This window comes from Pseudescherichia sp., assembly GCF_031998825.1.
Lineage (GTDB): Bacteria > Pseudomonadota > Gammaproteobacteria > Enterobacterales > Enterobacteriaceae > Pseudescherichia.
Map to the genome: position 1 here is coordinate 15840 of NZ_DAMACX010000004.1, position 24009 is coordinate 39848.

A 24009-nucleotide genomic window follows, 5' to 3' on the forward strand; every position below is an offset into this window, starting at 1 on the left:
AGTATGACATCAGGCGGACAAGCTCAAATTGGTAACGTTGACCTCGTAAAACAACTCAATAGCGCGGCTGTTTACCGCCTGATCGATCAGCATGGCCCCATCTCGCGGATCCAGATTGCCGAGCAGAGCCAGCTTGCCCCCGCCAGCGTGACGAAAATCACGCGACAGCTTATTGAGCGCGGTTTGATTAAAGAGGTTGATCAGCAGGCCTCGACCGGTGGTCGCCGCGCCATCTCTATTATTACCGAGACGCGTAACTTTAATGCGATTGGCGTACGCCTTGGCCGCTACGATACCACTCTGACGCTCTACGATCTGAGCAGCAAGGTGTTGGCGGAAGAGCACTATCCCCTGCCGGAGCGCACTCAGGAGACGTTAGAGCACGCTCTTCTCAATACCATCGCCACCTTTATTGATACCTGCCAGCGTAAAACCCGCGAGCTGATTGCGATTTCGGTGATCCTGCCGGGGCTGGTGGATCCGGAGAGCGGCGTGATCCGCTATATGCCGCATATTCAGGTAGAGAACTGGGGGCTGGTTAGCGCGCTGGAAAAACGCTTTAAGGTGACCTGCTTTGTTGGTCACGATATTCGCAGCCTGGCGCTGGCCGAGCACTACTTTGGTGCAAGCCAGGACTGTGAGGACTCTATTCTAGTGCGCGTTCACCGCGGAACCGGGGCGGGTATCATCTCTAACGGGCGTATCTTTATTGGTCGTAACGGCAACGTCGGCGAGATCGGCCATATTCAGGTCGAGCCGCTGGGCGAGCGCTGCCACTGCGGTAACTTTGGCTGTCTGGAGACCGTGGCGGCAAATGCCGCGATTGAACAGCGGGTACGCCATTTGCTTGAGCAGGGCTACCAGAGTCGCATCACGCTGGACGACTGCTCAATCAAAGCGATCTGTAAAGCGGCCAATAAAGGCGACGCGCTGGCCTGCGAGGTGATTGAGCACGTTGGTCGTCATCTGGGCAAAACCATCGCCATCGCTATTAATCTGTTTAATCCGCAGAAAATTGTTATTGCCGGTGAGATTGTCGAGGCGGAGAAGGTGCTGCTTCCCGCCATTGAGGGCTGCATCAATACCCAGGCGCTGAAGGCGTTTCGCAAAAACCTGCCGGTGGTGCGCTCTACGTTGGATCACCGCTCGGCCATTGGTGCCTTTGCGCTGGTGAAGCGCGCCATGCTCAACGGCTCGCTGCTGCAGCATCTGCTGGAGGAGTAGATATACTCTGTGTAAAAAAGCACGAAGAATATGTGGATCTAACTGTGTTTCCGTTCACTTTTAATCTCCTGCTTATCTGAAAATTCTACACCCGTGAACGTGCCAGGGTGGCTCGCCGCCACCACCCTGGCGACCCGGGCTCCCGGCCAGGAAAATCGCCGCTTTGCGGATTGCTCGCCCCATCCCTGGGGCTCACCCCTTCGGGACCAGCGCAAGCGCTGTCCAAAATTGCTCCCGGCAATTTTGTCCTCAGCTTATCCCTTCCGGCTTCCGGCTTCCGGGTCGGGCGTGAGGTAACTTCCCTGTAAGGCACGCCCTCAGCCCGCATCCATGCGGGCTGTCCCGGCCAGAAGTGAACGCCTCGGCGATTTTCAGCCGGACCCAACACCTCGCTTTGATATCGTGCTTATAGCGGCTTCAATGTTGCTGTAAGTTCCGGTCTAACAGCGCGGGTGTTGAGTCCCCGCTGAAACCGGCGAACCGGAGACCGGATGACAAGGACTGGACGCCAGGGAGGGCGGCCAGAGGCGAAACGAGACACGACGTCGAGTCGAGCCGGCCGTCGGTCAGCCGGACGGGAGGTGAGCGCAGTGCGCAGCACCGGTTTCCCCGCGGGGCCGCGGGGATCGATAAGGGGGCCGCGGTGGCCCCCTTATCCCGTTCACGTGTGAGACCCGTTATATGTTCTGCCCTCCATGAGGTGAACGGAACACATGCGTTAAAGTGACATATTTCCCTTATCATTATTGCTCCATAAGATAATCCGCATCAAAAAAAGCGCCTTAAAAATGAATAATCATCAATAACCAGCGTCAAAGTCTGTGCTTTTTTCACTATTCAACAATGGCAATTGCACTTTTTAATTTCGCCCCGCTAAAACCCTTGCGCCCGCCTGCGCTTTCCGGCATTTTCTTAATCAAGCAATAAGACAACGCGATGACGCAACGTCTGCAAACTCACAACACGAAGCAACATCACAGGGTTAACGGAGAAGGTTATGTGTTCAATTTTTGGCGTACTGGATATTAAAACGGATGCAGGTGAGCTGCGTAAGAAAGCGCTGGAGCTCTCCCGCCTGATGCGCCATCGCGGCCCTGACTGGTCCGGCGTATACGCAAGCGATAAAGCGATTCTGTCCCACGAACGTCTCTCTATTGTTGACGTCAACGCTGGCGCACAGCCGCTCTATAACGCCCAAAAAACCCATGCTCTGGCCGTTAACGGTGAAATCTACAACCATCAGGCCCTGCGCGCCGAATATGGCGATCGCTACGATTTCCAGACCGGCTCTGACTGCGAAGTTATCCTGGCGCTGTATCAGGAGAAGGGCCCAGAGTTCCTCGACGAGCTGCAGGGCATGTTCGCCTTCGTTCTCTACGATAGCGAAAAAGATGCCTACCTGATTGGCCGCGACCATATCGGTATCATCCCGCTGTATATGGGCTACGACGAGCACGGCAACATGTACGTGGCGTCTGAAATGAAAGCCCTGGTACCGGTCTGCCGCACCATCAAAGAGTTCCCGGCGGGTAGCTACCTGTGGAGCCAGGACGGTGAGATCCGCAGCTACTACCAGCGCGACTGGTTTGAGTACGATGCGGTAAAAGACAACGTGACTGACAAAGCCGAGCTGCGCAAGGCGCTGGAAGATGCGGTGAAGAGCCACCTGATGTCAGACGTACCGTACGGCGTGCTGCTCTCCGGTGGTCTCGATTCATCCATTATTTCTGCTATCACTAAAAAGTTTGCCGCACGCCGCGTGGAAGATCAGGAGCAGTCAGAAGCCTGGTGGCCGCAGCTGCACTCCTTTGCCGTGGGCCTGGAAGGCGCGCCGGATCTGAAAGCGGCCCAGGCGGTTGCTGAACATCTGGGTACCGTGCACCACGAGATCCACTTTACCGTGCAGGAAGGTCTGGACGCCATCCGCGACGTGATCTACCACATTGAGACCTATGACGTGACCACCATCCGCGCCTCAACGCCGATGTACCTGATGTCACGTAAGATCAAAGCGATGGGCATCAAGATGGTGCTGTCGGGTGAAGGCTCTGACGAAGTGTTTGGCGGCTATCTCTACTTCCATAAAGCGCCGGATGCTAAAGAGCTGCATGAAGAGACCGTGCGCAAGCTGCAGGCGCTGCATATGTTTGACTGCGCCCGCGCCAACAAAGCGATGTCGGCCTGGGGCGTGGAAGCGCGTGTGCCCTTCCTGGATAAAAACTTCCTCGACGTGGCAATGCGTATTAACCCGCAGGATAAGATGTGCGGCAACGGCAAAATGGAAAAACATGTGCTGCGTGAGTGCTTCGAATCCTACCTGCCGGCAAGCGTAGCATGGCGTCAGAAGGAGCAGTTCTCTGATGGCGTAGGCTACAGCTGGATCGACACCCTGAAAGAGGTGGCAGCACAGCAGGTGAGCGACCAGCAGCTGGAGACCGCCAGCTACCGCTTCCCGTACAACACGCCGACCTCTAAAGAGGCGTACCTGTACCGTGAAGTCTTTGAAGAGCTGTTCCCGGTTGCCAGCGCTGCCGAATGCGTACCGGGCGGTCCGTCCGTCGCCTGCTCCTCTGCCAAAGCGATTGAGTGGGATGAAGCGTTTAAAACCATGAACGATCCATCAGGCCGTGCGGTAGGCGTTCACCAGTCTGCCTACTGATAGATAAAGTAGCGTGATAATAGCGGGTCCTGCGGGACCCGTTTTTGTTGGTTTTGATCCTGTTATCTCTCAATTAAAATCAAGATATAACCAATAATTGCCGAATTATACGCCAGGCTGTTCGCAACCTAACCAAACAGTCACATTCCGGCAATTTTCGATGAAAAAGGTGTTGACGCTGAAAGGCCCAATACGCATAATGCGCCCCGCAACGCCGATAAGGTAACGCGAAAAAAAGAGGGCTACGTAGCTCAGCTGGTTAGAGCACATCACTCATAATGATGGGGTCACAGGTTCGAATCCCGTCGTAGCCACCATCTTTTTTTGCGGGAGTGGCGAAATTGGTAGACGCACCAGATTTAGGTTCTGGCGCCGCAAGGTGTGCGAGTTCAAGTCTCGCCTCCCGCACCATTCCCAGTAAGCGTTGCACGGATGGGGTATCGCCAAGCGGTAAGGCACCGGTTTTTGATACCGGCATTCCCTGGTTCGAATCCAGGTACCCCAGCCACTTTTTTCGACTCTCGTGTTAACACGTTTGTCTTGAGTAATTAGCAGTACAATTTGGCTACTTAGCTCAGCTGGTTAGAGCACATCACTCATAATGATGGGGTCACAGGTTCGATTCCCGTAGTAGCCACTCTATTCTGATGAGTATCGTTAAGATGCTTATGACGTAAAAAATTGTTGGGGTATCGCCAAGCGGTAAGGCACTGGATTCTGATTCCAGCATTCCGAGGTTCGAATCCTCGTACCCCAGCCAATTTAAAAAGACGTTTGCTCACGCGAACGCACCCTGTTGGGGTATCGCCAAGCGGTAAGGCACTGGATTCTGATTCCAGCATTCCGAGGTTCGAATCCTCGTACCCCAGCCACATAAAACAAAAAAGCTCGCTTCGGCGGGCTTTTTTGTTTTTGTGCTTTTACCAGATTGCTGTGCCGGGTTGCCCCGGCATCATCGTTACAGGCCTAGCGCATACTTCAGCGCCTGCGTTTTCAGCATCCCGGCGCGCTGGGCGGCCATCAGCCCCATGTTACGCAGCACGCGCAGCGGACCGAGGTTATTGCTAAATCCGGCATAGAAGAGATCCATGCCGCTCTGCATAATATAGTTGTCCATCATCCGCCGCGTCTGGTAGCGCTTAAGCACGCGCTGGCTGGCCCACTCCTCGCCCTGGCTGCGCGCAGTCGTTAACACCTCCAACAGCGCATCTACGTCGCGATAGCCAAGGTTCACCCCCTGCCCCGCCAGCGGGTGGATCGTGTGGGCGGCGTCACCCACCAGCGCCAGCCCCGGCTTCACATATTGCAAAGCGTGGCGGCGGGTCAGCGGGAAGGCACCGGCAGCAACCGGCGTTACCTTACCCAGCCGCGCCGGGAAGAACTTCTCAATCTCTCTTTGCAGCTGCGGCATGGTCAGGGTGCGCAGCTGGCGAATGCGCGCCGGGGTGTCGTACCACACCAGCGACGCCCAGCGATCGAACAGCGGCAGGAAGGCGTGCGGTCCGTGCGGGGTAAACTGCTGCCAGGTGCTGTCGCCGGGATCCTTCTCACACTCAACGGTGATGAGCATACAGGACTGCTGATACTGCCAGGCGTGAACGCCAATTCCCGCCCACTGTCGCACCTGGGAGTTTGCGCCGTCTGCGCCAATCACCAGCCTGGCCAGCAGCGTCTCGTCATTGTCAAACACCAGCTCATGCTGATGACCATGAGCGTGCATCGCCTTAAGCATTGCCGGGGCGCGCAGCGTCACCTGCGGATGGGCCTCCAGCGCCTCCCACAGCGCACGTTGCAGCACGTTATTCTCAACCATATAGCCCAGCTGCGGCAGCTTAACATCGCTGGCATCAAAGACCACGTGGGCGTTCTCCCACTCCCAGGTCTCCAGCCTGCGCCAGGGATGGCAGCGCATCGCCAGCACGCTGTCCCAGACGCCCAGCCCGCGCAGCAGTGCCACAGATGCGGTGCTTATCGCAGAAATGCGCACGTCCGGCGCTATACTGGCGTCAAACGCAGGGGGAGCGGCCTGCTCAATCACCGTGACCGCAAAACCATGCTGCGCCAGGCCAAGGGCCAGCGCGCTGCCGACCATCCCGCCGCCAACTACGGCTACTTCAGTTGGTTGATTTATCATGGTCAATTGTCCTTATCTGTAATTCCCTTAAGTTTACAGGATTTTCGTTTTTATGGGGTCGGGAGATGAACTATGGTCAGCGCCCGACCAAAGGATTACAATACGCGGCCTGAAATTCTCGCGTTTAATAGAGCAAGTCGATGACCAAAAAACTCCATATTAAAACCTGGGGCTGTCAGATGAACGAGTACGATTCATCGAAGATGGCCGATCTGCTGGATGCTACTCACGGCTATCAGTTGACCGACGTGGCGGAAGAGGCGGACTTACTGCTGCTTAACACCTGCTCTATCCGCGAGAAGGCTCAGGAGAAGGTGTTCCATCTGCTCGGGCGCTGGAAACTCCTGAAAGAGAAGAACCCCGATCTGATTATTGGCGTCGGCGGCTGCGTCGCCTCCCAGGAGGGCGATCTTATTCGCCAGCGCGCCCGCTGCGTCGACATCGTGTTTGGGCCACAGACCCTGCACCGCCTGCCGGAGATGATCAACTCCGTGCGCGGTAACCGCAGCCCGATTGTCGATATCAGCTTCCCGGAAATCGAAAAGTTTGACCGCCTGCCGGAGCCGCGTGCCGACGGCCCGACCGCCTTCGTCTCTATCATGGAAGGCTGCAATAAATACTGTACCTACTGCGTGGTGCCCTATACCCGTGGTGAAGAGGTCAGCCGTCCGTGCGACGACATCCTGTTTGAGATCGCCCAGCTGGCGGCGCAGGGCGTGCGTGAAGTTAACCTGCTGGGCCAGAACGTTAACGCCTGGCGCGGTGAGAACTACGACGGTACTACCGGCTCGTTTGCCGAGCTGCTGCGCCTGGTGGCCGCCATCGACGGTATCGACCGCATCCGCTTTACCACCAGCCACCCGATTGAGTTTACCGACGATATCATTGAGGTCTACCGCGATACGCCAGAGCTGGTGAGCTTCCTGCACCTGCCGGTACAGAGCGGCGCGGATCGCGTCCTGAACCTGATGGGCCGGACCCATACCGCGCTAGAGTACAAAGCGATTATCCGCAAGCTGCGCGCGGCGCGTCCGGATATCCAGATCAGCTCCGACTTTATCGTTGGCTTCCCGGGTGAAACCACCCAGGACTTCGAGCAGACCATGAAGTTGATTGCCGAGGTCAACTTCGATGTGAGCTTCAGCTTTATCTTCTCTGCCCGTCCAGGCACCCCAGCCGCGGATATGGTCGATGACGTGCCGGAAGCGGATAAGAAGCAGCGTCTCTACATTCTGCAGGAGCGCATCAACCAGCAGGCGATGGCCTGGAGCCGCAGAATGATCGGCACCACCCAGCGCATCCTGGTGGAAGGCACCTCCCGCAAGAGCATTATGGAGCTGTCCGGCCGTACCGAGAACAACCGCGTGGTAAACTTCGAGGGTACGCCTGACATGATCGGCAAGTTCGTGGACGTTGAGATCACCGATGTCTATACTAATTCATTGCGCGGTAACGTTGTGCGCACTGAAGCGGAGATGGGCCTGCGCGTAACCGAAACGCCGGAATCGGTCATTGCCCGCACCCGTAAAGAGAACGAACTGGGCGTCGGTCTCTACCAGCCCTGATCCCCCCGGCCTGCTCCTCCGGCAGGCCTTGTTTTTTCCGCCCATCGCCCCCATATCCCTATTCCATCCGGCCAGTCAGGTAAAAGAGGAATCGATTGAATACTGAAACCCGTGAAATCACCCTTGAACCAGCTGACAATGCCCGTCTGCTGAGTTTATGCGGCCCGTTTGACGACAACATCAAACAGCTTGAACGTCGACTGGGCATCGAAATTAACCGCCGTGATAGCCACTTTAAACTCACCGGACGTACGATTAGCGTGAACGCCGCCGCCGATATTCTGCGCAGCCTCTATGTTGATACCGCCCCGATGCGCGGCCAAACCCAGGATATTGAACCCGAGCAGATCCATCTGGCAATCAAAGAAGCCCGCGTGCTTGAGCAGAGCGCCGAGAGCGTGCCGGAGTACGGCAAAGCGGTCAATATCAAAACCAAGCGCGGGGTTATCAAACCGCGTACGCCAAACCAGGCGCAGTATATTGCCAATATTCTCGATCATGACATCACCTTCGGCGTTGGGCCGGCCGGGACAGGGAAAACCTACCTCGCCGTGGCCGCCGCAGTGGATGCGCTGGAGCGTCAGGACATTCGCCGTATTCTGCTTACCCGTCCGGCGGTAGAGGCCGGGGAGAAGCTCGGCTTCCTGCCAGGCGATCTGAGCCAGAAGGTTGACCCCTATCTGCGTCCGCTCTACGACGCTCTGTTTGAGATGCTGGGCTTCGAGAAGGTCGAGAAGCTGATGGAGCGTAACGTGATTGAAGTTGCGCCGCTGGCCTACATGCGCGGCCGCACGCTCAACGACGCCTTTATCATTCTCGATGAGAGCCAGAACACCACCATCGAACAGATGAAGATGTTCCTGACGCGTATCGGCTTTAACTCGAAAGCGGTGATCACCGGGGATATCACCCAGGTCGACCTGCCGCGCAGCACCAAGTCCGGCCTGCGCCACGCTATTGAAGTGCTGGCAGAGGTCGATGAAATTAGCTTTAACTTCTTCCACAGCGAAGACGTGGTACGCCACCCGGTGGTTGCCCGCATCGTGACCGCCTATGAGGCGTGGGAAGAGACAGAGCAGAAACGTAAAGCCGAGCTGGCCGCCGAGCGTAAGCGCGAAGCCCAGCATCAGGAGCATGAGCAGAAATGAGTTCGGTAATCCTCGATTTACAGCTGGCGTGTGATGACGCGAGCGGCCTGCCAGACGAAGCACAGTTTCAGGGCTGGCTGAACGCGGTTATCCCGCAGTTTCAGGAGGAGTCCGAAGTGACGATCCGCCTCGTAGATGAGGCGGAGAGCCACGAGCTTAATCTGACCTATCGCGGCAAGGACAAGCCCACCAACGTGCTCTCGTTCCCGTTTGAGGCCCCGCCGGGTATTGAACTGCCGCTGCTTGGCGACCTGATTATCTGCCGCCAGGTAGTAGAGCAGGAGGCGAAAGAGCAGGGAAAACCGCTGGAGGCGCACTGGGCGCACATGGTGGTGCATGGCAGTCTGCATCTGCTGGGCTACGATCATATTGAAGATGACGAGGCCGAAGAGATGGAGAGCCTGGAAACAGAGATAATGCTTGCTCTGGGCTATGAGGATCCGTACATTGCCGAGAAGGAGTAGCCGGTAGCCCGGCTGCCCCTGAGCCGTCTGGCGCTGCGTTTACGCGCCGGACAACACATTTATTAACATGAGAACCCATACGACGCCATGAGCGACGACAATTCACACAGTAGCGACCCCCTTAACAGCAGCAAAAAGGGATTCTTCTCCCTCTTACTGAGCCAGCTCTTTCACGGCGAACCAAAGAACCGTGACGAACTTCTGGCGCTGATCCGTGACTCCGGGCAGAACGAGCTTATCGATGAAGATACGCGCGACATGCTGGAAGGGGTGATGGATATTGCCGACCAGCGCGTTCGCGACATCATGATCCCCCGCTCGCAGATGATCACCCTGAAACGTAATCAGACGCTGGATGAGTGCCTCGATGTCATTATCGAGTCCGCCCACTCCCGCTTCCCGGTGATCAGCGAAGATAAGGACCATATCGAAGGGATTTTGATGGCCAAGGATCTGCTGCCCTTTATGCGCAGCGATGCCGAAGCCTTCAGCATGGAAAAAGTGCTTCGTCCGGCGGTTGTCGTTCCGGAGAGCAAACGGGTCGACCGGATGCTGAAAGAGTTCCGCTCACAGCGCTACCATATGGCGATCGTTATTGATGAGTTTGGCGGCGTCTCGGGCCTCGTGACCATCGAAGATATTCTTGAGCTTATCGTCGGCGAAATTGAAGATGAGTACGACGAAGAGGAAGATATCGATTTCCGCCAGCTGAGCCGTCACACCTGGACGGTACGCGCCCTGGCCTCCATTGAAGACTTCAATGAGTCCTTTGGGACCCACTTCAGCGATGAAGAGGTGGATACCATCGGCGGGCTGGTGATGCAGGCCTTTGGTCATCTGCCAGCGCGGGGCGAAGCGATCGATATCGATGGTTACCAGTTCAAGGTCGCCATGGCCGACAGCCGTCGTATTATTCAGGTTCACGTAAAAATGCCAGAAGACGCAGCGCAGCCTAAACTGGACGAGTAATCCACCTGGACGAGTAATGTAAATGGTATTTGCCTCACTGCTTGAGCGTCAGCGCGTACGTTTGCTGCTGGCGCTGTTATTCGGAGCCAGCGGAACGCTGGCTTTTTCTCCTTATGACTTCTGGCCCGCCGCGCTTATCTCTCTTATCGGCCTGCAGGGGCTGACGCTTAATCGTCGCTCGCTCCAGGCGGCGGCGATTGGCTACGCATGGGGATTCGGCCTCTTTGGCACCGGCATTAACTGGGTCTACGTCAGCATCGCCCAGTTTGGCGGCATGCCAGGGCCGGTCAACGTCTTTCTCGTGGTGCTGCTGGCGGCTTATCTGTCGCTCTATACCGGCCTGTTCGCCGGGATCCTCTCCCGCCTCTGGCCGCGTACTAACGTTATCCGCATGGCCATCGCTGCGCCGGTGGTCTGGCAGCTCACCGAATTCCTGCGCGGCTGGGTGCTGACCGGCTTCCCGTGGCTGCAGTTTGGCTACAGCCAGATTGATGGCCCGCTGAAGGGGCTGGCCCCGGTGATGGGCGTCGAGGCGATCAACTTCCTGCTGATGATGGTCAGCGGCCTGCTGGTGCTGGCGGTGGTTCACCGCAGCTGGCGCACCCTGGCGGTAGCGGTGGTGCTCTTTGCCCTCCCCTTCCCGCTGCGCTATATCCAGTGGTTTACGCCGGTGACGGAGCGCACTACCCAGGTCTCTCTGGTGCAGGGCAATATTCCCCAGTCCCTGAAGTGGGATGAGGGACAGCTGGTCAATACGCTGAATATCTATCTCGACGCTACCGAGCGGGAGATGGGCAAGTCGCAGCTGATTATCTGGCCGGAGTCGGCCATTCCGGATTTGGAGATCAACCAGCAGCGCTTCTTAAGCACGATGGACGATCTGCTGCGGGCGAAGGACACAACGCTGATCACCGGCATCGTTGACGCACGCCTGAACAAGCAGAACCGCTACGACACCTACAACACCATCATTACGCTGGGTAAAGAGAGCGCGTATAGCTACAACTCCACGAATCGCTACAACAAAAACCATCTGGTGCCGTTTGGCGAGTTCGTGCCGCTGGAGTCTATTCTGCGTCCGCTGGCCCCGTTCTTTGATCTGCCGATGTCCTCGTTCAGCCGCGGCCCCTATGTGCAGCCGCAGCTCTCGGCCCATGGCTTTGAGCTGACCCCGGCCATCTGCTATGAGATCATCCTCGGTGAGCAGGTGCGGGATAACTTCCGCCCGAACACCGACTTCCTGCTGACCATCTCCAACGATGCATGGTTCGGTAAGTCCATCGGCCCGTGGCAGCACTTCCAGATGGCGCGGATGCGCTCCCTGGAGCTGGCGCGTCCGCTGCTGCGCAGCACCAATAACGGCATTACTGCGGTGATTGGTCCGCAGGGTGAGATTCAGGCGATGCTGCCGCAGTTCACCCGTCAGGTATTGACCACCAGGGTGACGCCGACCACCGGCCTGACGCCGTACGCCCGTACCGGCAGCTGGCCGCTGTGGATCCTTACCGCGCTGTTCGGCTTTGGCGCGGTAATTATGAGCCTGCGTCAGCGTCGTAAATAGCCATCCTCCCTCCTTACCCGGCCCGATTTTGTAGGCCGGGTAAGGCGCAGCCGCCATCCGGCAATCCCCTCCTTCCATCGCCAACCTGGCACAGCAATTGCTTAATAATATCAGGCAGCTGCGGATCGTTGCCGATGCGCCATAACGGTGCACCAGCAGTGAACGCATGAAGCACTAAAAAGGTGCAATCGGCATTTTCTGCCTCGAAATGGTGCGGTGCGCTTCGCAAAACTAAACAATAAAGCAGCAAAATGTTTACACCAAGCCACACTAAATGTTAACAAACACGCATAACACTGCATGCTTGTGCTGCAGGATATAACAACACAAACACACACTGGGTATCAATGCGTCCCTGGCGCTGATGATGAAGGAGTTGGATATGCAATTACGTAAACTGACCGCGGCAATGCTGTTAGTGGGAATGAGCGCCGGTCTGGCACATGCCGAAGATGCAGCAGCGCCGGCAGCCGGCAGCACGCTCGATAAAATTGCCAAAAACGGCGTGATCGTGGTCGGCCACCGTGAGTCTTCCGTCCCGTTCTCTTACTATGACAACCAGCAGAAAGTCGTCGGCTACTCACAGGACTACTCCAACGCGATCGTTGAAGCCGTTAAAAAACAGCTGAATAAACCCGATCTGCAGGTCAAGCTGATCCCGATCACTTCACAGAACCGTATTCCGCTGTTGCAGAACGGTACTTTTGATTTCGAGTGCGGCTCTACTACCAACAACCTCGAGCGCCAGAAGCAGGCTGCCTTCTCTAACACTATCTTCGTGGTCGGCACCCGCCTGCTGGCGAAAAAAGGCGGCGACATTAAAGACTTCCCGGACCTGAAAGGCAAAGCGGTGGTGGTCACCTCCGGTACCACCTCTGAGGTGCTGCTGCACAAGCTCAACGACGAGCAGAAGATGGATATGCGCATCATCAGCGCGAAAGATCACGGCGACTCCTTCCGTACCCTGGAGAGCGGGCGCGCGGTGGCCTTTATGATGGATGACGCCCTGCTGGCGGGTGAACGTGCGAAGGCGAAGAAGCCAGACAACTGGGAGATCGTTGGCAAGCCGCAGTCTGAAGAAGCCTATGGCTGTATGCTGCGTAAAGACGATCCGCAGTTCAAAAAGCTGATGGATGACACTATCGCCCAGGCGCAGACCTCCGGCGAAGCGGCGAAATGGTTTGATAAGTGGTTTAAGAACCCAATTCCACCGAAAAACCTGAACATGAACTTCGAGCTCTCTGACGAGATGCAGACCCTGTTCAAAACGCCGAATGATAAAGCACTTAACTAACTAGAAACACAGGGCGGGTTTTCCTGCCCTCTCGATTGACGGGAAGCACGGACAGACTAGACGCTGGAGGGTCGTTCCCCCATCCGGCGCGACGCTTACGCATAAAAAGGTGCGTAAAGCTTCTCACCAATCTTCGAGGGTAGCGCTGCTACCCTTTTTTTTCTGAGGTACATGTATGTCAATAGACTGGAACTGGGGTATTTTCCTGCAACAGGCCCCGTTCGGCAACACCACCTATTTAGGCTGGCTGTGGAGCGGTTTTCAGGTCACGGTCGCGCTATCGATTACCGCCTGGATCATCGCATTTCTTGTCGGCTCGCTGTTCGGTATTCTCCGCACCGTGCCCAACCGTTTCCTCTCCGGGATCGGTACCCTCTACGTTGAGCTGTTCCGTAACGTTCCGCTGATCGTGCAGTTCTTTACCTGGTATCTGGTGGTGCCTGAGCTGCTGCCGGAAGATCTCGGCATGTGGTTCAAGGCGGAACTCGACCCGAATATTCAGTTCTTCCTCTCGTCGATGATCTGCCTCGGGCTGTTTACCGCGGCGCGCGTCTGTGAGCAGGTGCGGGCGGCCATTCAGTCGCTGCCGCGCGGGCAAAAGAACGCCGGTCTGGCGATGGGGCTGACGCTGCCGCAGACCTATCGCTATGTGCTGCTGCCAAACGCCTACCGCGTGATTGTGCCGCCGATGACCTCCGAGATGATGAACCTGGTGAAAAACTCCGCCATCGCCTCGACCATCGGGCTGGTGGATATGGCCGCGCAGGCGGGCAAGCTGCTGGACTACTCCGCCCACGCCTGGGAATCCTTTACCGCGATCACCCTCGCCTACGTGCTGATTAACGCCTTCATTATGCTGGTGATGAATCTGGTGGAACGTAAAGTTCGCCTGCCGGGCAATATGGGGAGCAAATAACGATGTACGAATTTGACTGGAGTTCCATTCTCCCGGCGATGCCCTACCTGCTGGACGGGCTGGTCATCACCCTGAAAATTACTATTACCGCGGTGCTGGTCGGCATCGTCTGGGGCACCATTCTGGCGGTGCTGCGCCTGTCGAGCTTTAAGCCGCTCGCCTGGTTCGCCACTGCCTACGTCAACGTGTTCCGCTCTATTCCGCTGGTAATGGTGCTGCTGTGGTTCTATCTGATTGTGCCGGGGCTGCTGCAAAACGTGCTCGGCCTGTCACCGACTACCGATATCCGCCTGATCTCAGCGATGGTGGCCTTCTCGATGTTTGAAGCGGCCTACTACTCAGAGATTATCCGCGCCGGTATTCAGAGCATCTCGCGCGGGCAGTCCAGCGCGGCGCTGGCTCTCGGCATGACCCACTGGCAGTCGATGAAGCTTATCATCCTGCCGCAGGCCTTCCGCGCCATGGTGCCGCTGCTGCTCACCCAGGGGATCGTCCTGTTCCAGGATACCTCGCTGGTGTACGTGCTCAGCCTGGCAGACTTCTTCCGTACCGCCTCCACCATCGGTGAGCGTGATGGTACTCAGGTGGAGATGATCCTCTTTGCCGGCGTGGTCTATTTTGCAATTAGTCTCAGTGCTTCACTGTTGGTCAGCTATCTGAAGAAAAGGACAGTTTAATGATTTCCCTGAAAAACGTTTCAAAATGGTATGGTCACTTTCAGGTGCTGACCGACTGCTCCACGGAAGTGAAAAAGGGTGAAGTGGTGGTAGTCTGCGGGCCGTCCGGCTCCGGTAAATCCACGCTGATTAAAACCGTTAACGGCCTGGAGCCGGTGCAGCAGGGTGAAATTTTGGTAAACGGCACCAAAGTGACCGATAAGAAAACCAATCTTGCCGAGCTACGCTCCCACGTTGGAATGGTGTTTCAGCACTTTGAACTCTTCCCACACCTGTCGATTATCGAAAACCTGACCCTCGCCCAGGTGAAGGTGCTAAAGCGCAACAAGGCGGCGGCGCGGGAGAAAGGTCTCAAGCTGCTGGAGCGCGTCGGGCTTTCCGCCCATGCCGATAAGTTCCCGGCCCAGCTCTCCGGCGGCCAGCAGCAGCGCGTGGCCATTGCCCGCGCCCTCTGCATGGATCCGGTGGCGATGCTGTTTGACGAACCGACTTCTGCCCTCGATCCCGAGATGATCAACGAGGTGCTGGACGTCATGGTGGAGCTGGCGCAGGAGGGGATGACCATGATGGTGGTCACGCACGAGATGGGCTTTGCGCGCAAGGTGGCGACACGGGTGATCTTTATGGACGAGGGGAAAATCGTTGAGGACTCCGCCAAGGAGGATTTCTTCGCTAATCCGAAATCCGAACGCGCGAAAGATTTCCTCGCCAAGATCCTGCACTAGGCCAGTATCGGGTACCGCCGCTATTTGTAGGCCGGGCAAACGCAGTGCCGCCCGGCATAACATCAGCCAATAAACGCCCGGTGGCGCTACGCTTACCGGGCCTACACCTGGCACCGTGCCTACCGGGCGTTACAACTCGCATTACGGCTCAAACGGTCGACGCTGGAACTGGTCATGGCCGCACTTCGGACAGAGCGGCAGCGCATCCGGGGTGTAGACCGCCAGGTGATAGTGGCACTTTTCACAGACCAGGTTTCCCAGCCCGACGACTTCGCCGCTGTGGTAGACCCCGTGATGGTTCAGATCCTGAAACACCTCGCGCCACTCTAGCTGGGTTTTATCGGTAATATCCGCTAGCTCCTGCCACAGGCTCTCTTTGATCACCCGCATAAAGACGCTGTCGGTCACCTCCCCCTGGCTCTCGTTATAGCTGCGGGCAAACTCTTCGAGATCGCGACGCAGGGCGCGCGTCAGCTCCTCGACCTCGGTCGGCGTTAACTCGCCCGTCTGGGTGACGCGCAGCCGCGCCTGCTCTACCAGCGCATCGATATCCCGATCGCCGCTGCGCAGACGCTCGGTCAGCGTTGCAACCTGTTCACGATAATATTGAGCAACCTTGTTCATCCTTTCGCCTCCGGGCTGGGTAACGTCTTCTAATAATAGACCTTATTTCCCCACCGCTTTGCTACCCTGGGCACAGCCTGTGTAAATTCGTGCAATAATGCCCGCCAGCCCTTTTCACCCCCGTCAGCGCGAAAGGCTGTTTTGAGACTGGCGTTTGGGCTATGCTATGCGGATCTTACACACCACATCTTAATGCTACGCTTGTAGCTGTATTGAAAACAGGACCACTGGCTGCCATGCAAGAGCAATACCGCCCGGAAGAGATAGAATCCAAAGTCCAGCTTCACTGGGAAGAGAAGCGCACATTTGAAGTCACTGAAGATGAGAGCAAAGAGAAGTATTACTGCCTCTCTATGCTTCCCTATCCTTCTGGCCGGCTACACATGGGCCACGTGCGTAACTACACCATCGGCGATGTGATCTCCCGCTATCAGCGCATGCTGGGTAAAAACGTACTGCAGCCTATCGGCTGGGATGCATTCGGCCTGCCGGCTGAAGGTGCGGCGGTGAAGAACAACACCGCGCCTGCCCCGTGGACCTACGACAACATCAACTACATGAAAAACCAGCTCAAGATGCTGGGCTTTGGCTATGACTGGAGCCGCGAGCTGGCAACCTGCACCCCGGAATACTACCGCTGGGAGCAGAAGTTCTTTACCGAGCTGTATAAGAAAGGCCTGGTCTATAAAAAGACTTCGGCGGTGAACTGGTGCCCGAATGACCAGACCGTGCTGGCTAACGAGCAGGTGATCGACGGCTGCTGCTGGCGCTGCGACACCAAGGTTGAGCGTAAAGAGATCCCGCAGTGGTTTATCAAAATCACCGCCTACGCTGACGAGCTGCTGAACGATCTGGATCATATGGATCAGTGGCCGGACACCGTTAAAACCATGCAGCGCAACTGGATCGGCCGCTCTGAAGGCGTGGAGATCACCTTCGACGTTGAGAACAGCGACGACAAGCTGACCGTCTACACCACCCGTCCAGACACCTTTATGGGCGTCACCTACCTGGCGGTTGCCGCGGGCCACCCGCTGAGCACCCAGGCGGCGGCCTATAACCCGGCGCTGGGCGACTTCATTGCCGAATGCCGCAACACCAAGGTTGCCGAAGCAGACATGGCGACCATGGAGAAGAAAGGCGTCGACACCGGCGTGCGTGCTATTCACCCGCTGACCGGCGAAGCGATCCCGGTCTGGGCAGCGAACTTCGTGCTGATGGAGTACGGCACCGGCGCAGTGATGGCCGTTCCGGGCCACGACCAGCGCGACTACGAGTTTGCGACGAAATATGGTTTAGAGATCAAGCCGGTTATCCTTGCAGCCGACGGCACCGAGCCGGATCTCAGCGCCCAGGCGCTGACTGAAAAAGGCGTGCTGTTTAACTCCGGCGAGTTTGACGGTCTGAACTTTGAGGCCGCGTTTAACGCCATTGCCGACAAGCTGGCCGCTAACGGCGTTGGCGAGCGTAAGATCAACTACCGCCTGCGCGACTGGGGCGTCTCCCGTCAGCGCTACTGGGGCGCGCCAATCCCAATGGTGACCCTGGAAGACGGCACCGTGCTGCCGACGCCGGAAGACCAGCTGCCGGTGATCCTGCCGGAAGATGTGGTCATGGACGGCATCACCAGCCCGATCAAAGCCGATCCCGAGTGGGCAAAAACCACCGTGAATGGCCAGCCTGCGCTGCGTGAAACCGACACCTTCGACACCTTTATGGAGTCCTCCTGGTACTATGCGCGCTACACCTGCCCGCAGTACAACGAGGGGATGCTGGATCCGAACGCCGCCAACTACTGGCTGCCGGTAGATATCTACATCGGCGGGATCGAACACGCCATTATGCACCTGCTCTACTTCCGCTTCTTCCATAAGCTGATGCGTGATGCAGGCATGGTGAACTCTGATGAGCCTGCGAAGCAGCTGCTCTGCCAGGGCATGGTGCTGGCGGATGCCTTCTACTATGTGGGCGCAAACGGCGAGCGTAACTGGGTTTCGCCGAAAGAGGCCATCGTCGAGCGCGATGAGAAAGGCCGCATCGTGAAAGCGCAGGACGCGGCGGGTCATGAGCTGGTCTATACCGGCATGAGCAAGATGTCCAAGTCGAAGAACAACGGCATCGATCCTCAGGAGATGGTAGAGCGCTACGGCGCGGATACCGTGCGTCTGTTTATGATGTTCGCCTCGCCGGCGGATATGACCCTCGAGTGGCAGGAGTCCGGCGTTGAAGGGGCAAACCGCTTCCTGAAGCGCGTCTGGAAGCTGGTCTACGAGCACACCTCCCAGGGCGATGCTCCGGCGCTGGACGTTGCCGCGCTGAGCGAAGATCAACAGGCGCTGCGCCGTGACGTGCATAAAACCATTGCCAAAGTAACCGATGATATTGGTCGCCGTCAGACCTTCAACACCGCCATTGCGGCGATCATGGAGCTGATGAACAAGCTGGCGAAAGCGCCGCTGGCAGGCGAGCAGGATCGCGCCCTGATGCAGGAAGCGCTGCTGGCGGTAGTGCGTATGCTCAACCCGTTCACCCCGCATGCCTGCTTTACCCTCTGGCAGGAGCTGAAAGGCGAAGGCGATATCGACAACGCGCCGTGGCCGGTAGCGGATGAGCAGGCGATGGTCGAGAACACCACCCTGGTTGTCGTCCAGGTGAACGGTAAAGTACGCGGTAAAATCACCGTGCCGGTCGATGCCAGCGAAGAGCAGGTTCGCGAACGTGCGGCTCAGGAGCCGCTGGTAGCAAAATATCTTGATGGCGTTACCGTACGTAAAGTGATTTACGTTGCAGGTAAGCTGCTCAATCTGGTCGTTGGCTAAGCGCGGGAGGAAGCGTGCGATTTTTAACAACATTACTGTTGTCATTGGCGGTGCTGGTCACCGCCGGATGTGGCTGGCACCTGCGCAATAGCTCAGCTATCCCTGACGAGATGAAAACCATGATTTTCGACTCGGCAGATCCAAACGGTCCGCTAAGCCGCGCGGTACGCGCGCAGCTGCGCCTGAACGGCGTGACGCTGGTAGAGAAAAGCTCCGTACGTCAGGATGTGCCCTCCCTGCGTCTGGGTACATCAACCGTTAGCCAGGACACCGCCTCCATCTTCCGCGACGGCCGTACGGCTGAGTACCAGATGGTAATGAGCGTCCAGGCGACGGTGCTGATCCCGGGTCAGGGGATCTATCCGCTGCACACCAAAGTCTATCGTTCATTCTTCGATAACCCGCAGACCGCGCTGGCGAAAGATGCCGAGCAGGAGATGATCGTTGCGGAGATGTACGATAAAGCCGCCCAACAGCTGATCCGTCAGCTGCCAAGCGTGCAAACGGCAGAGAAGCAGGAGAAGATTGCGGAAGCCAACGCGGAAGCTACCTCCTCTCGCGTCTCCACGACGCTGGGTAACTGATGTTAAAGCTGTACCCTGAACAGCTCCGCGCGCAGCTCAATGAAGGGCTGCGCGCGGCGTATCTGCTGCTAGGCAACGATCCGTTGCTGCTTCAGGAGAGCCAGGATGCGGTGCGCCAGGCGGCCGCAGCCCAGGGCTTTGATGAACACCACACCGTTGCTCTTGATGCCAGCACCGACTGGACCGCGCTCTTCTCCCTCTGCCAGGCCATGAGCCTGTTCGCCAGCCGCCAGACGCTGCTGCTTCAGCTGCCGGACAACGGGCCGAATGCAACTATCAATGAACAGCTCGTGACCCTGACCGGACTCCTGCATGACGATCTCCTGCTGATCGTGCGGGGCAATAAGCTCACCAAAGCGCAGGAGAACGCCGCCTGGTTTACCGCCCTGGCGAACCGATCCGTACTGGTCACCTGCCAGACGCCGGAACAGGCGCAGCTTCCACGCTGGGTCGCAAATCGCGCAAAACAGAATAACTTGCAGCTTGATGACGCGGCTAACCAGCTGCTCTGCTACTGCTATGAGGGTAACCTGCTGGCGCTGGCCCAGGCGCTGGATCGGCTCTCTCTACTCTGGCCCGACGGCAAACTGACTCTGCCCCGCGTTGAGCAGGCGGTGAACGATGCCGCCCACTTTACCCCTTTCCACTGGGTAGATGCCCTGCTGGCGGGCAAGAGCAAACGCGCCCTGCATATTTTGCAGCAGCTGAAGCTTGAGGCCAGCGAGCCGGTGATCCTGCTGCGTACGTTGCAGCGTGAGCTACTGCTGCTGTTAAACGTAAAGCGCCAGATGGCGCATACCCCGCTGCGCGCTCTTTTTGATAAGCACCGGATATGGCAAAACCGCCGCGCCGTCACCACCGAGGCGCTAAACCGCCTCAGCCATGACCAACTTCGTCAGGCGGTGCACCTCCTGAGCCGTACCGAACTCACGGTTAAGCAGGACTACGGCCAGTCGGTCTGGGCCGAGCTGGAAGGGATCTCTCTGCTACTCTGTCATAAGACGCTGGCAGACGTATTTATAGAGGGATGAGATGGATCAGCTGCAAGCCCTGTTTGGCGGGACCTTCGATCCCGTTCACTACGGCCACCTTTTACCGGTAGAGGCGCTGGCAGAGGCGATTAACCTTTCTCGGGTTATCATCATGCCAAACAACGTGCCGCCGCATCGTCCGCAACCGGAGGCCTCCAGCCAGCAGCGTAAAGCCATGCTGGCGTTGGCTATTGCCGACCGCCCGCTGTTTACCCTCGACGAGCGGGAGTTACAGCGCGACACGCCGTCGTACTCGGCCGAAACGCTGGAGGCATGGCGTCAGGAGAGCGGCCCTGCCCGCCCGCTGGCCTTTATTATCGGCCAGGACTCGCTGCTCAACTTCCCGACCTGGTACCGCTACGACAGCATTCTCAGCGCCTGCCATCTGATTGTCTGCCGCCGCCCCGGCTATGCGCTGGCGATGCGCGACGCGACGCAGCAGCGCTGGCTGGAGCAGCACCTCACTACCGATGTCCAGGCGCTGCACACCCTGCCCGCCGGAAAGATTTTTCTCGCCCAGACGCCGTGGTTTGATATCTCCGCCACGCAAATTCGTCAGCGACTGCGGGAGAATCACGCCTGTGACGATCTGCTCCCCCCTGCCGTGCTCGACTACATTATGCAGCAGGGGCTGTACCGCTAAGCCTGCGATTAATACATTAGGAGATTGACACGATCGTCAAGACTGCTATCCTCCGCTGCCAGACTTTTCCCTCCGCAGCAGTTCCATAGAAATTGTTTTACAAAAATGGCGATGCAATCTCGTGCGGAGGGTGGGATGATAGCCCACTTTCAGACACATATGGGCAACTCTTGTCCCGAAAAGGCCGGGTTTCAGGTATACTGGCTGACTATCTATTGATTATCGTTATTTGCATCCACCCAGGGGGAACACTTGCAGGGTAAAGCACTCCAGGATTTTGTTATCGACAAAATTGACGACCTGAAAGGTCAGGACATCGTCACCTTAGATGTTAAGGGTAAATCAAGCATCACCGACTGCATGATCATCTGCACCGGTACGTCCACGCGTCACGTTGTCTCTATCGCCAACCATGTGGTGCAGGAGTCCCGCGCGGCGGGTCTGATCCCGTTTGGCGTTGAGGGCGAAAACGTTGCCGACTGGGTCGTGGTCGATCTGGGCGATGTCATTGTTCACGTTATGCAGGAAGAGAGCCGCCGTCTCTACGAGCTGGAAAAACTCTGGGGCTAATGGGTGAAGCTGCAACTGGTCGCCGTCGGCACAAAGATGCCCGACTGGGTACAAACCGGCTTTACTGAATATCTGCGTCGATTTCCGAAAGATATGCCGTTTGAGCTGGTAGAGATCCCTGCCGGCAAGCGCGGCAAAAATGCCGATATCAAACGCATCCTTGATAAAGAGGGTGAGCTTATGCTCGCTGCGGCAGGAAAAAACCGCATCGTCACCCTCGATATTCCAGGCAAGCCCTGGGATACGCCGCAGCTTGCAAACGAGCTGGAGCGCTGGAAGCAGGACGGACGTGACGTCAGCCTGCTGATCGGCGGCCCGGAGGGGCTTTCCCCCGCCTGCAAAGCGGCAGCAGAACAAAGTTGGTCACTCTCCGCGTTAACGCTCCCCCACCCGCTGGTCCGGGTTCTGGTGGCAGAAAGCCTCTATCGCGCATGGAGCATTACGACCAACCATCCCTATCATCGTGAGTAACGAAGAGCCTTAGGTAGATTACGCAGCGGATGAAATTACAGAACTCTTTTCGCGACTATACGGCTGAGTCCGCGCTGTTTGTGCGCCGGGCGATCGTCGCCTTTACAGGGATCCTGCTGCTCAGCGGCGTGCTTGTCGCCAACCTCTATAATCTGCAGATCGTCCGTCACACCGACTACCAGACACGCTCCAACGAAAACCGCATCAAGCTGGTACCCATTGCCCCGAGCCGCGGCATCATCTATGACCGCAACGGTATCCCGCTGGCGCTCAACCGGACCATCTACCAGGTTGAGATGATGCCGGAGAAAGTAGATAACGTGCAGCAGACGCTGGACGCGCTGCGGGACGTGGTCGATCTCAATGATGATGATATCGCCAACTTCAAAAAAGAGCGCGCCCGCTCGCACCGCTTCACCTCTATTCCCGTAAAGTCCAACCTGACGGAAGTCCAGGTGGCGCGCTTTGCGGTAAACCAGTACCGCTTCCCGGGCGTGGAAGTCAAAGGCTACAAGCGCCGCTTCTACCCCTATGGCTCTGCCCTCACCCACGTCATCGGCTACGTCTCCAAAATCAACGATAAAGACGTAGATCGCCTCGACAAAGAGGGCATCCTTGCCAACTATGCGGCAACCCATGATATCGGCAAGCTGGGGATTGAGCGCTACTACGAGAACGTGCTTCACGGCCAGACCGGCTATGAAGAGGTTGAGGTGAATAACCGTGGCCGCGTGATCCGCCAGCTGAAAGAGGTGCCGCCCCAGGCCGGACATGACATCTACCTGACGCTGGATCTTAAGCTGCAAACCTACATCGAAACCCTGCTGGAGGGGAGCCGTGCGGCAGTGGTAGTGACCGATCCGCGTACCGGCGGCATCCTGTCGCTGGTCTCCATGCCAAGCTATAACCCGAACCTGTTTGTGGATGGTATCTCCAGCAAGGATTACAACGGTCTGCTGCACGATCCCAACACGCCGCTGATCAACCGTGCAACGCAGGGCGTCTACCCCCCGGCGTCCACCGTTAAGCCTTACGTTGCCGTATCAGCCCTGAGCGCAGGGGTGATCACCCGCAATACCAGCCTGTTCGACCCTGGCTGGTGGCAGCTCCCCGGCTCCGAGAAGCGCTATCGCGACTGGAAAAAATGGGGCCACGGTCATCTGAACGTCACCAAATCGCTGGAAGAGTCCGCCGATACCTTCTTCTACCAGGTCGCTTACGACATGGGGATCGATCGACTTAGCGAGTGGATGGGTAAGTTTGGCTATGGCCACTACACCGGTATCGACCTCTCGGAGGAGCGCTCCGGGAACATGCCGACCCGCGAGTGGAAGCTGAAACGCTTTAAGAAACCGTGGTACCAGGGCGATACCATCCCGGTAGGCATCGGCCAGGGCTACTGGACGGCGACGCCGATCCAGATGAGCAAGGCGATGATGATCCTGATAAACGATGGCATCGTCAAAGTGCCGCATCTGCTGATGAGCACGACCGAGAACGGGCAGCAGGTGCCGTGGAAACAGCCTGAGCAGCCGCCGGTGGGCGACATCCACTCCGGCTACTGGGAGATCGCCAAAGATGGCATGTACGGCGTAGCTAACCGTCCCAACGGCACCGGCCATAAATACTTTGCCAACGCCCCCTACAAGGTGGCGGCTAAATCCGGTACGGCACAGGTGTTTGGCCTGAAGGCCAACGAAACCTATAACGCGCATAAGATTGCGGAACGCCTGCGTGACCACAAACTGATGACGGCGTTTGCCCCCTATGACAAACCCCAGGTAGCGGTGGCGATCATTCTGGAAAACGGCGGTGCCGGCCCGGCGGTCGGGACCATCATGCGCCAGATCCTCGACCACATTATGCTGGGCGATAACAACACCGACCTGCCGGCGGAGAATCCGTCGTCAGCAGCGGCTGAGGACCAATAA

Annotated in this window: 20 protein-coding genes and 6 tRNA genes; 24 read left to right on the plus strand and 2 right to left on the minus strand. The window is 57.4% G+C overall.

What is annotated here, in order from left to right; translation table 11 throughout:
- Positions 1–3 precede the first annotated feature (3 nt).
- The 8 genes from RTP97_RS02805 to RTP97_RS02840 all read left to right on the plus strand — a co-directional run bounded on the left by RTP97_RS02805 (position 4) and on the right by RTP97_RS02840 (position 4755).
- Complete coding sequence (locus tag RTP97_RS02805) at positions 4–1224, plus strand: N-acetylglucosamine repressor (RefSeq protein WP_312211556.1); 1221 nt, start codon at positions 4–6, stop codon at positions 1222–1224.
- A gap of 997 nt (positions 1225–2221) precedes the next feature.
- A complete protein-coding gene (gene asnB / locus RTP97_RS02810; protein ID WP_312410686.1) occupies positions 2222–3883 on the plus strand; it encodes an asparagine synthase B in 1662 nt (553 codons plus the stop codon).
- A 240-nt stretch (positions 3884–4123) separates the two neighbouring features.
- Positions 4124–4200: transfer RNA gene (locus RTP97_RS02815), tRNA-Met, on the plus strand.
- Between the two features lie 9 nt (positions 4201–4209).
- Positions 4210–4294 (plus strand) — tRNA-Leu (locus RTP97_RS02820).
- 22 nt (positions 4295–4316) lie between these two features.
- Positions 4317–4391 (plus strand) — tRNA-Gln (locus tag RTP97_RS02825).
- A gap of 55 nt (positions 4392–4446) precedes the next feature.
- Positions 4447–4520 (plus strand) — tRNA-Met (locus RTP97_RS02830).
- A 48-nt stretch (positions 4521–4568) separates the two neighbouring features.
- Positions 4569–4643, plus strand: a tRNA-Gln gene (locus tag RTP97_RS02835).
- 37 nt (positions 4644–4680) lie between these two features.
- A tRNA-Gln gene (locus tag RTP97_RS02840) sits at positions 4681–4755 on the plus strand.
- Positions 4756–4841: 86 nt separating this feature from the next.
- On the opposite strand, the gene ubiF is transcribed toward RTP97_RS02840, so the two are convergent.
- The gene (gene ubiF, locus RTP97_RS02845; protein WP_312410688.1) at positions 4842–6017 is read right to left on the minus strand and encodes a 3-demethoxyubiquinol 3-hydroxylase; all 1176 of its coding nucleotides are present in this window, start codon (positions 6015–6017) and stop codon (positions 4842–4844) included.
- Positions 6018–6157: 140 nt separating this feature from the next.
- Between ubiF and miaB the strand changes: the two genes are divergently transcribed.
- From miaB to RTP97_RS02890, 9 genes are all read left to right on the plus strand, one after another.
- Entirely contained in the window at positions 6158–7582 is a 1425-nt protein-coding gene (miaB, locus tag RTP97_RS02850; protein ID WP_312410690.1) for a tRNA (N6-isopentenyl adenosine(37)-C2)-methylthiotransferase MiaB, read from the plus strand.
- Positions 7583–7677: 95 nt separating this feature from the next.
- On the plus strand, positions 7678–8730 hold the full coding sequence (locus tag RTP97_RS02855; RefSeq protein ID WP_312410692.1) for a PhoH family protein: 1053 nt from the start codon (positions 7678–7680) through the stop codon (positions 8728–8730).
- A complete protein-coding gene (gene ybeY, locus RTP97_RS02860) occupies positions 8727–9194 on the plus strand; it encodes an rRNA maturation RNase YbeY (protein WP_312410694.1) in 468 nt (155 codons plus the stop codon). The genes RTP97_RS02855 and ybeY overlap by 4 nt, the downstream gene beginning before the upstream one ends.
- Positions 9195–9281: 87 nt before the next feature.
- On the plus strand, positions 9282–10163 hold the full coding sequence (corC, locus tag RTP97_RS02865; protein ID WP_312227277.1) for a CNNM family magnesium/cobalt transport protein CorC: 882 nt from the start codon (positions 9282–9284) through the stop codon (positions 10161–10163).
- A gap of 22 nt (positions 10164–10185) precedes the next feature.
- A complete protein-coding gene (gene lnt / locus RTP97_RS02870; protein ID WP_312410696.1) occupies positions 10186–11724 on the plus strand; it encodes an apolipoprotein N-acyltransferase in 1539 nt (512 codons plus the stop codon).
- A gap of 382 nt (positions 11725–12106) precedes the next feature.
- On the plus strand, positions 12107–13018 hold the full coding sequence (locus RTP97_RS02875; protein WP_312211549.1) for an amino acid ABC transporter substrate-binding protein: 912 nt from the start codon (positions 12107–12109) through the stop codon (positions 13016–13018).
- Between the two features lie 175 nt (positions 13019–13193).
- A complete protein-coding gene (gene gltJ, locus RTP97_RS02880) occupies positions 13194–13934 on the plus strand; it encodes a glutamate/aspartate ABC transporter permease GltJ (RefSeq protein ID WP_103819863.1) in 741 nt (246 codons plus the stop codon).
- Between the two features lie 2 nt (positions 13935–13936).
- Complete coding sequence (gene gltK / locus RTP97_RS02885) at positions 13937–14611, plus strand: glutamate/aspartate ABC transporter permease GltK (RefSeq protein ID WP_042392050.1); 675 nt, start codon at positions 13937–13939, stop codon at positions 14609–14611.
- On the plus strand, positions 14611–15336 hold the full coding sequence (locus RTP97_RS02890) for an amino acid ABC transporter ATP-binding protein (protein WP_042392048.1): 726 nt from the start codon (positions 14611–14613) through the stop codon (positions 15334–15336). The genes gltK and RTP97_RS02890 overlap by 1 nt, the downstream gene beginning before the upstream one ends.
- Positions 15337–15477: 141 nt before the next feature.
- Here the strand turns inward: RTP97_RS02890 and RTP97_RS02895 are convergent, their stop codons facing one another.
- Positions 15478–15960, minus strand: coding sequence for a zinc ribbon-containing protein (locus tag RTP97_RS02895; RefSeq protein WP_103819865.1), 483 nt, complete (start codon positions 15958–15960; stop codon positions 15478–15480).
- Positions 15961–16196: 236 nt separating this feature from the next.
- Here RTP97_RS02895 and leuS point away from each other — a divergent pair, with 236 nt between their 5' ends.
- The 7 genes from leuS to mrdA all read left to right on the plus strand — a co-directional run bounded on the left by leuS (position 16197) and on the right by mrdA (position 24009).
- Positions 16197–18779 (plus strand): leucine--tRNA ligase, encoded by a 2583-nt coding sequence (gene leuS / locus RTP97_RS02900; RefSeq protein WP_312410699.1) that lies wholly within the window; start codon positions 16197–16199, stop codon positions 18777–18779.
- Between the two features lie 14 nt (positions 18780–18793).
- Positions 18794–19363, plus strand: a complete 570-nt coding sequence (lptE, locus tag RTP97_RS02905) for an LPS assembly lipoprotein LptE (RefSeq protein ID WP_312410701.1) — start codon at positions 18794–18796, stop codon at positions 19361–19363.
- Positions 19363–20394 (plus strand): DNA polymerase III subunit delta, encoded by a 1032-nt coding sequence (gene holA / locus RTP97_RS02910; RefSeq protein WP_312410703.1) that lies wholly within the window; start codon positions 19363–19365, stop codon positions 20392–20394. Before lptE ends, holA begins: the two co-directional genes overlap by 1 nt.
- Position 20395: 1 nt before the next feature.
- Complete coding sequence (gene nadD, locus RTP97_RS02915) at positions 20396–21037, plus strand: nicotinate-nucleotide adenylyltransferase (protein WP_312410704.1); 642 nt, start codon at positions 20396–20398, stop codon at positions 21035–21037.
- A gap of 252 nt (positions 21038–21289) precedes the next feature.
- Entirely contained in the window at positions 21290–21607 is a 318-nt protein-coding gene (rsfS, locus tag RTP97_RS02920) for a ribosome silencing factor (RefSeq protein ID WP_144813677.1), read from the plus strand.
- A 3-nt stretch (positions 21608–21610) separates the two neighbouring features.
- A complete protein-coding gene (gene rlmH / locus RTP97_RS02925) occupies positions 21611–22078 on the plus strand; it encodes a 23S rRNA (pseudouridine(1915)-N(3))-methyltransferase RlmH (protein ID WP_041852135.1) in 468 nt (155 codons plus the stop codon).
- A gap of 29 nt (positions 22079–22107) precedes the next feature.
- On the plus strand, positions 22108–24009 hold the full coding sequence (gene mrdA / locus RTP97_RS02930; RefSeq protein ID WP_312410709.1) for a peptidoglycan DD-transpeptidase MrdA: 1902 nt from the start codon (positions 22108–22110) through the stop codon (positions 24007–24009).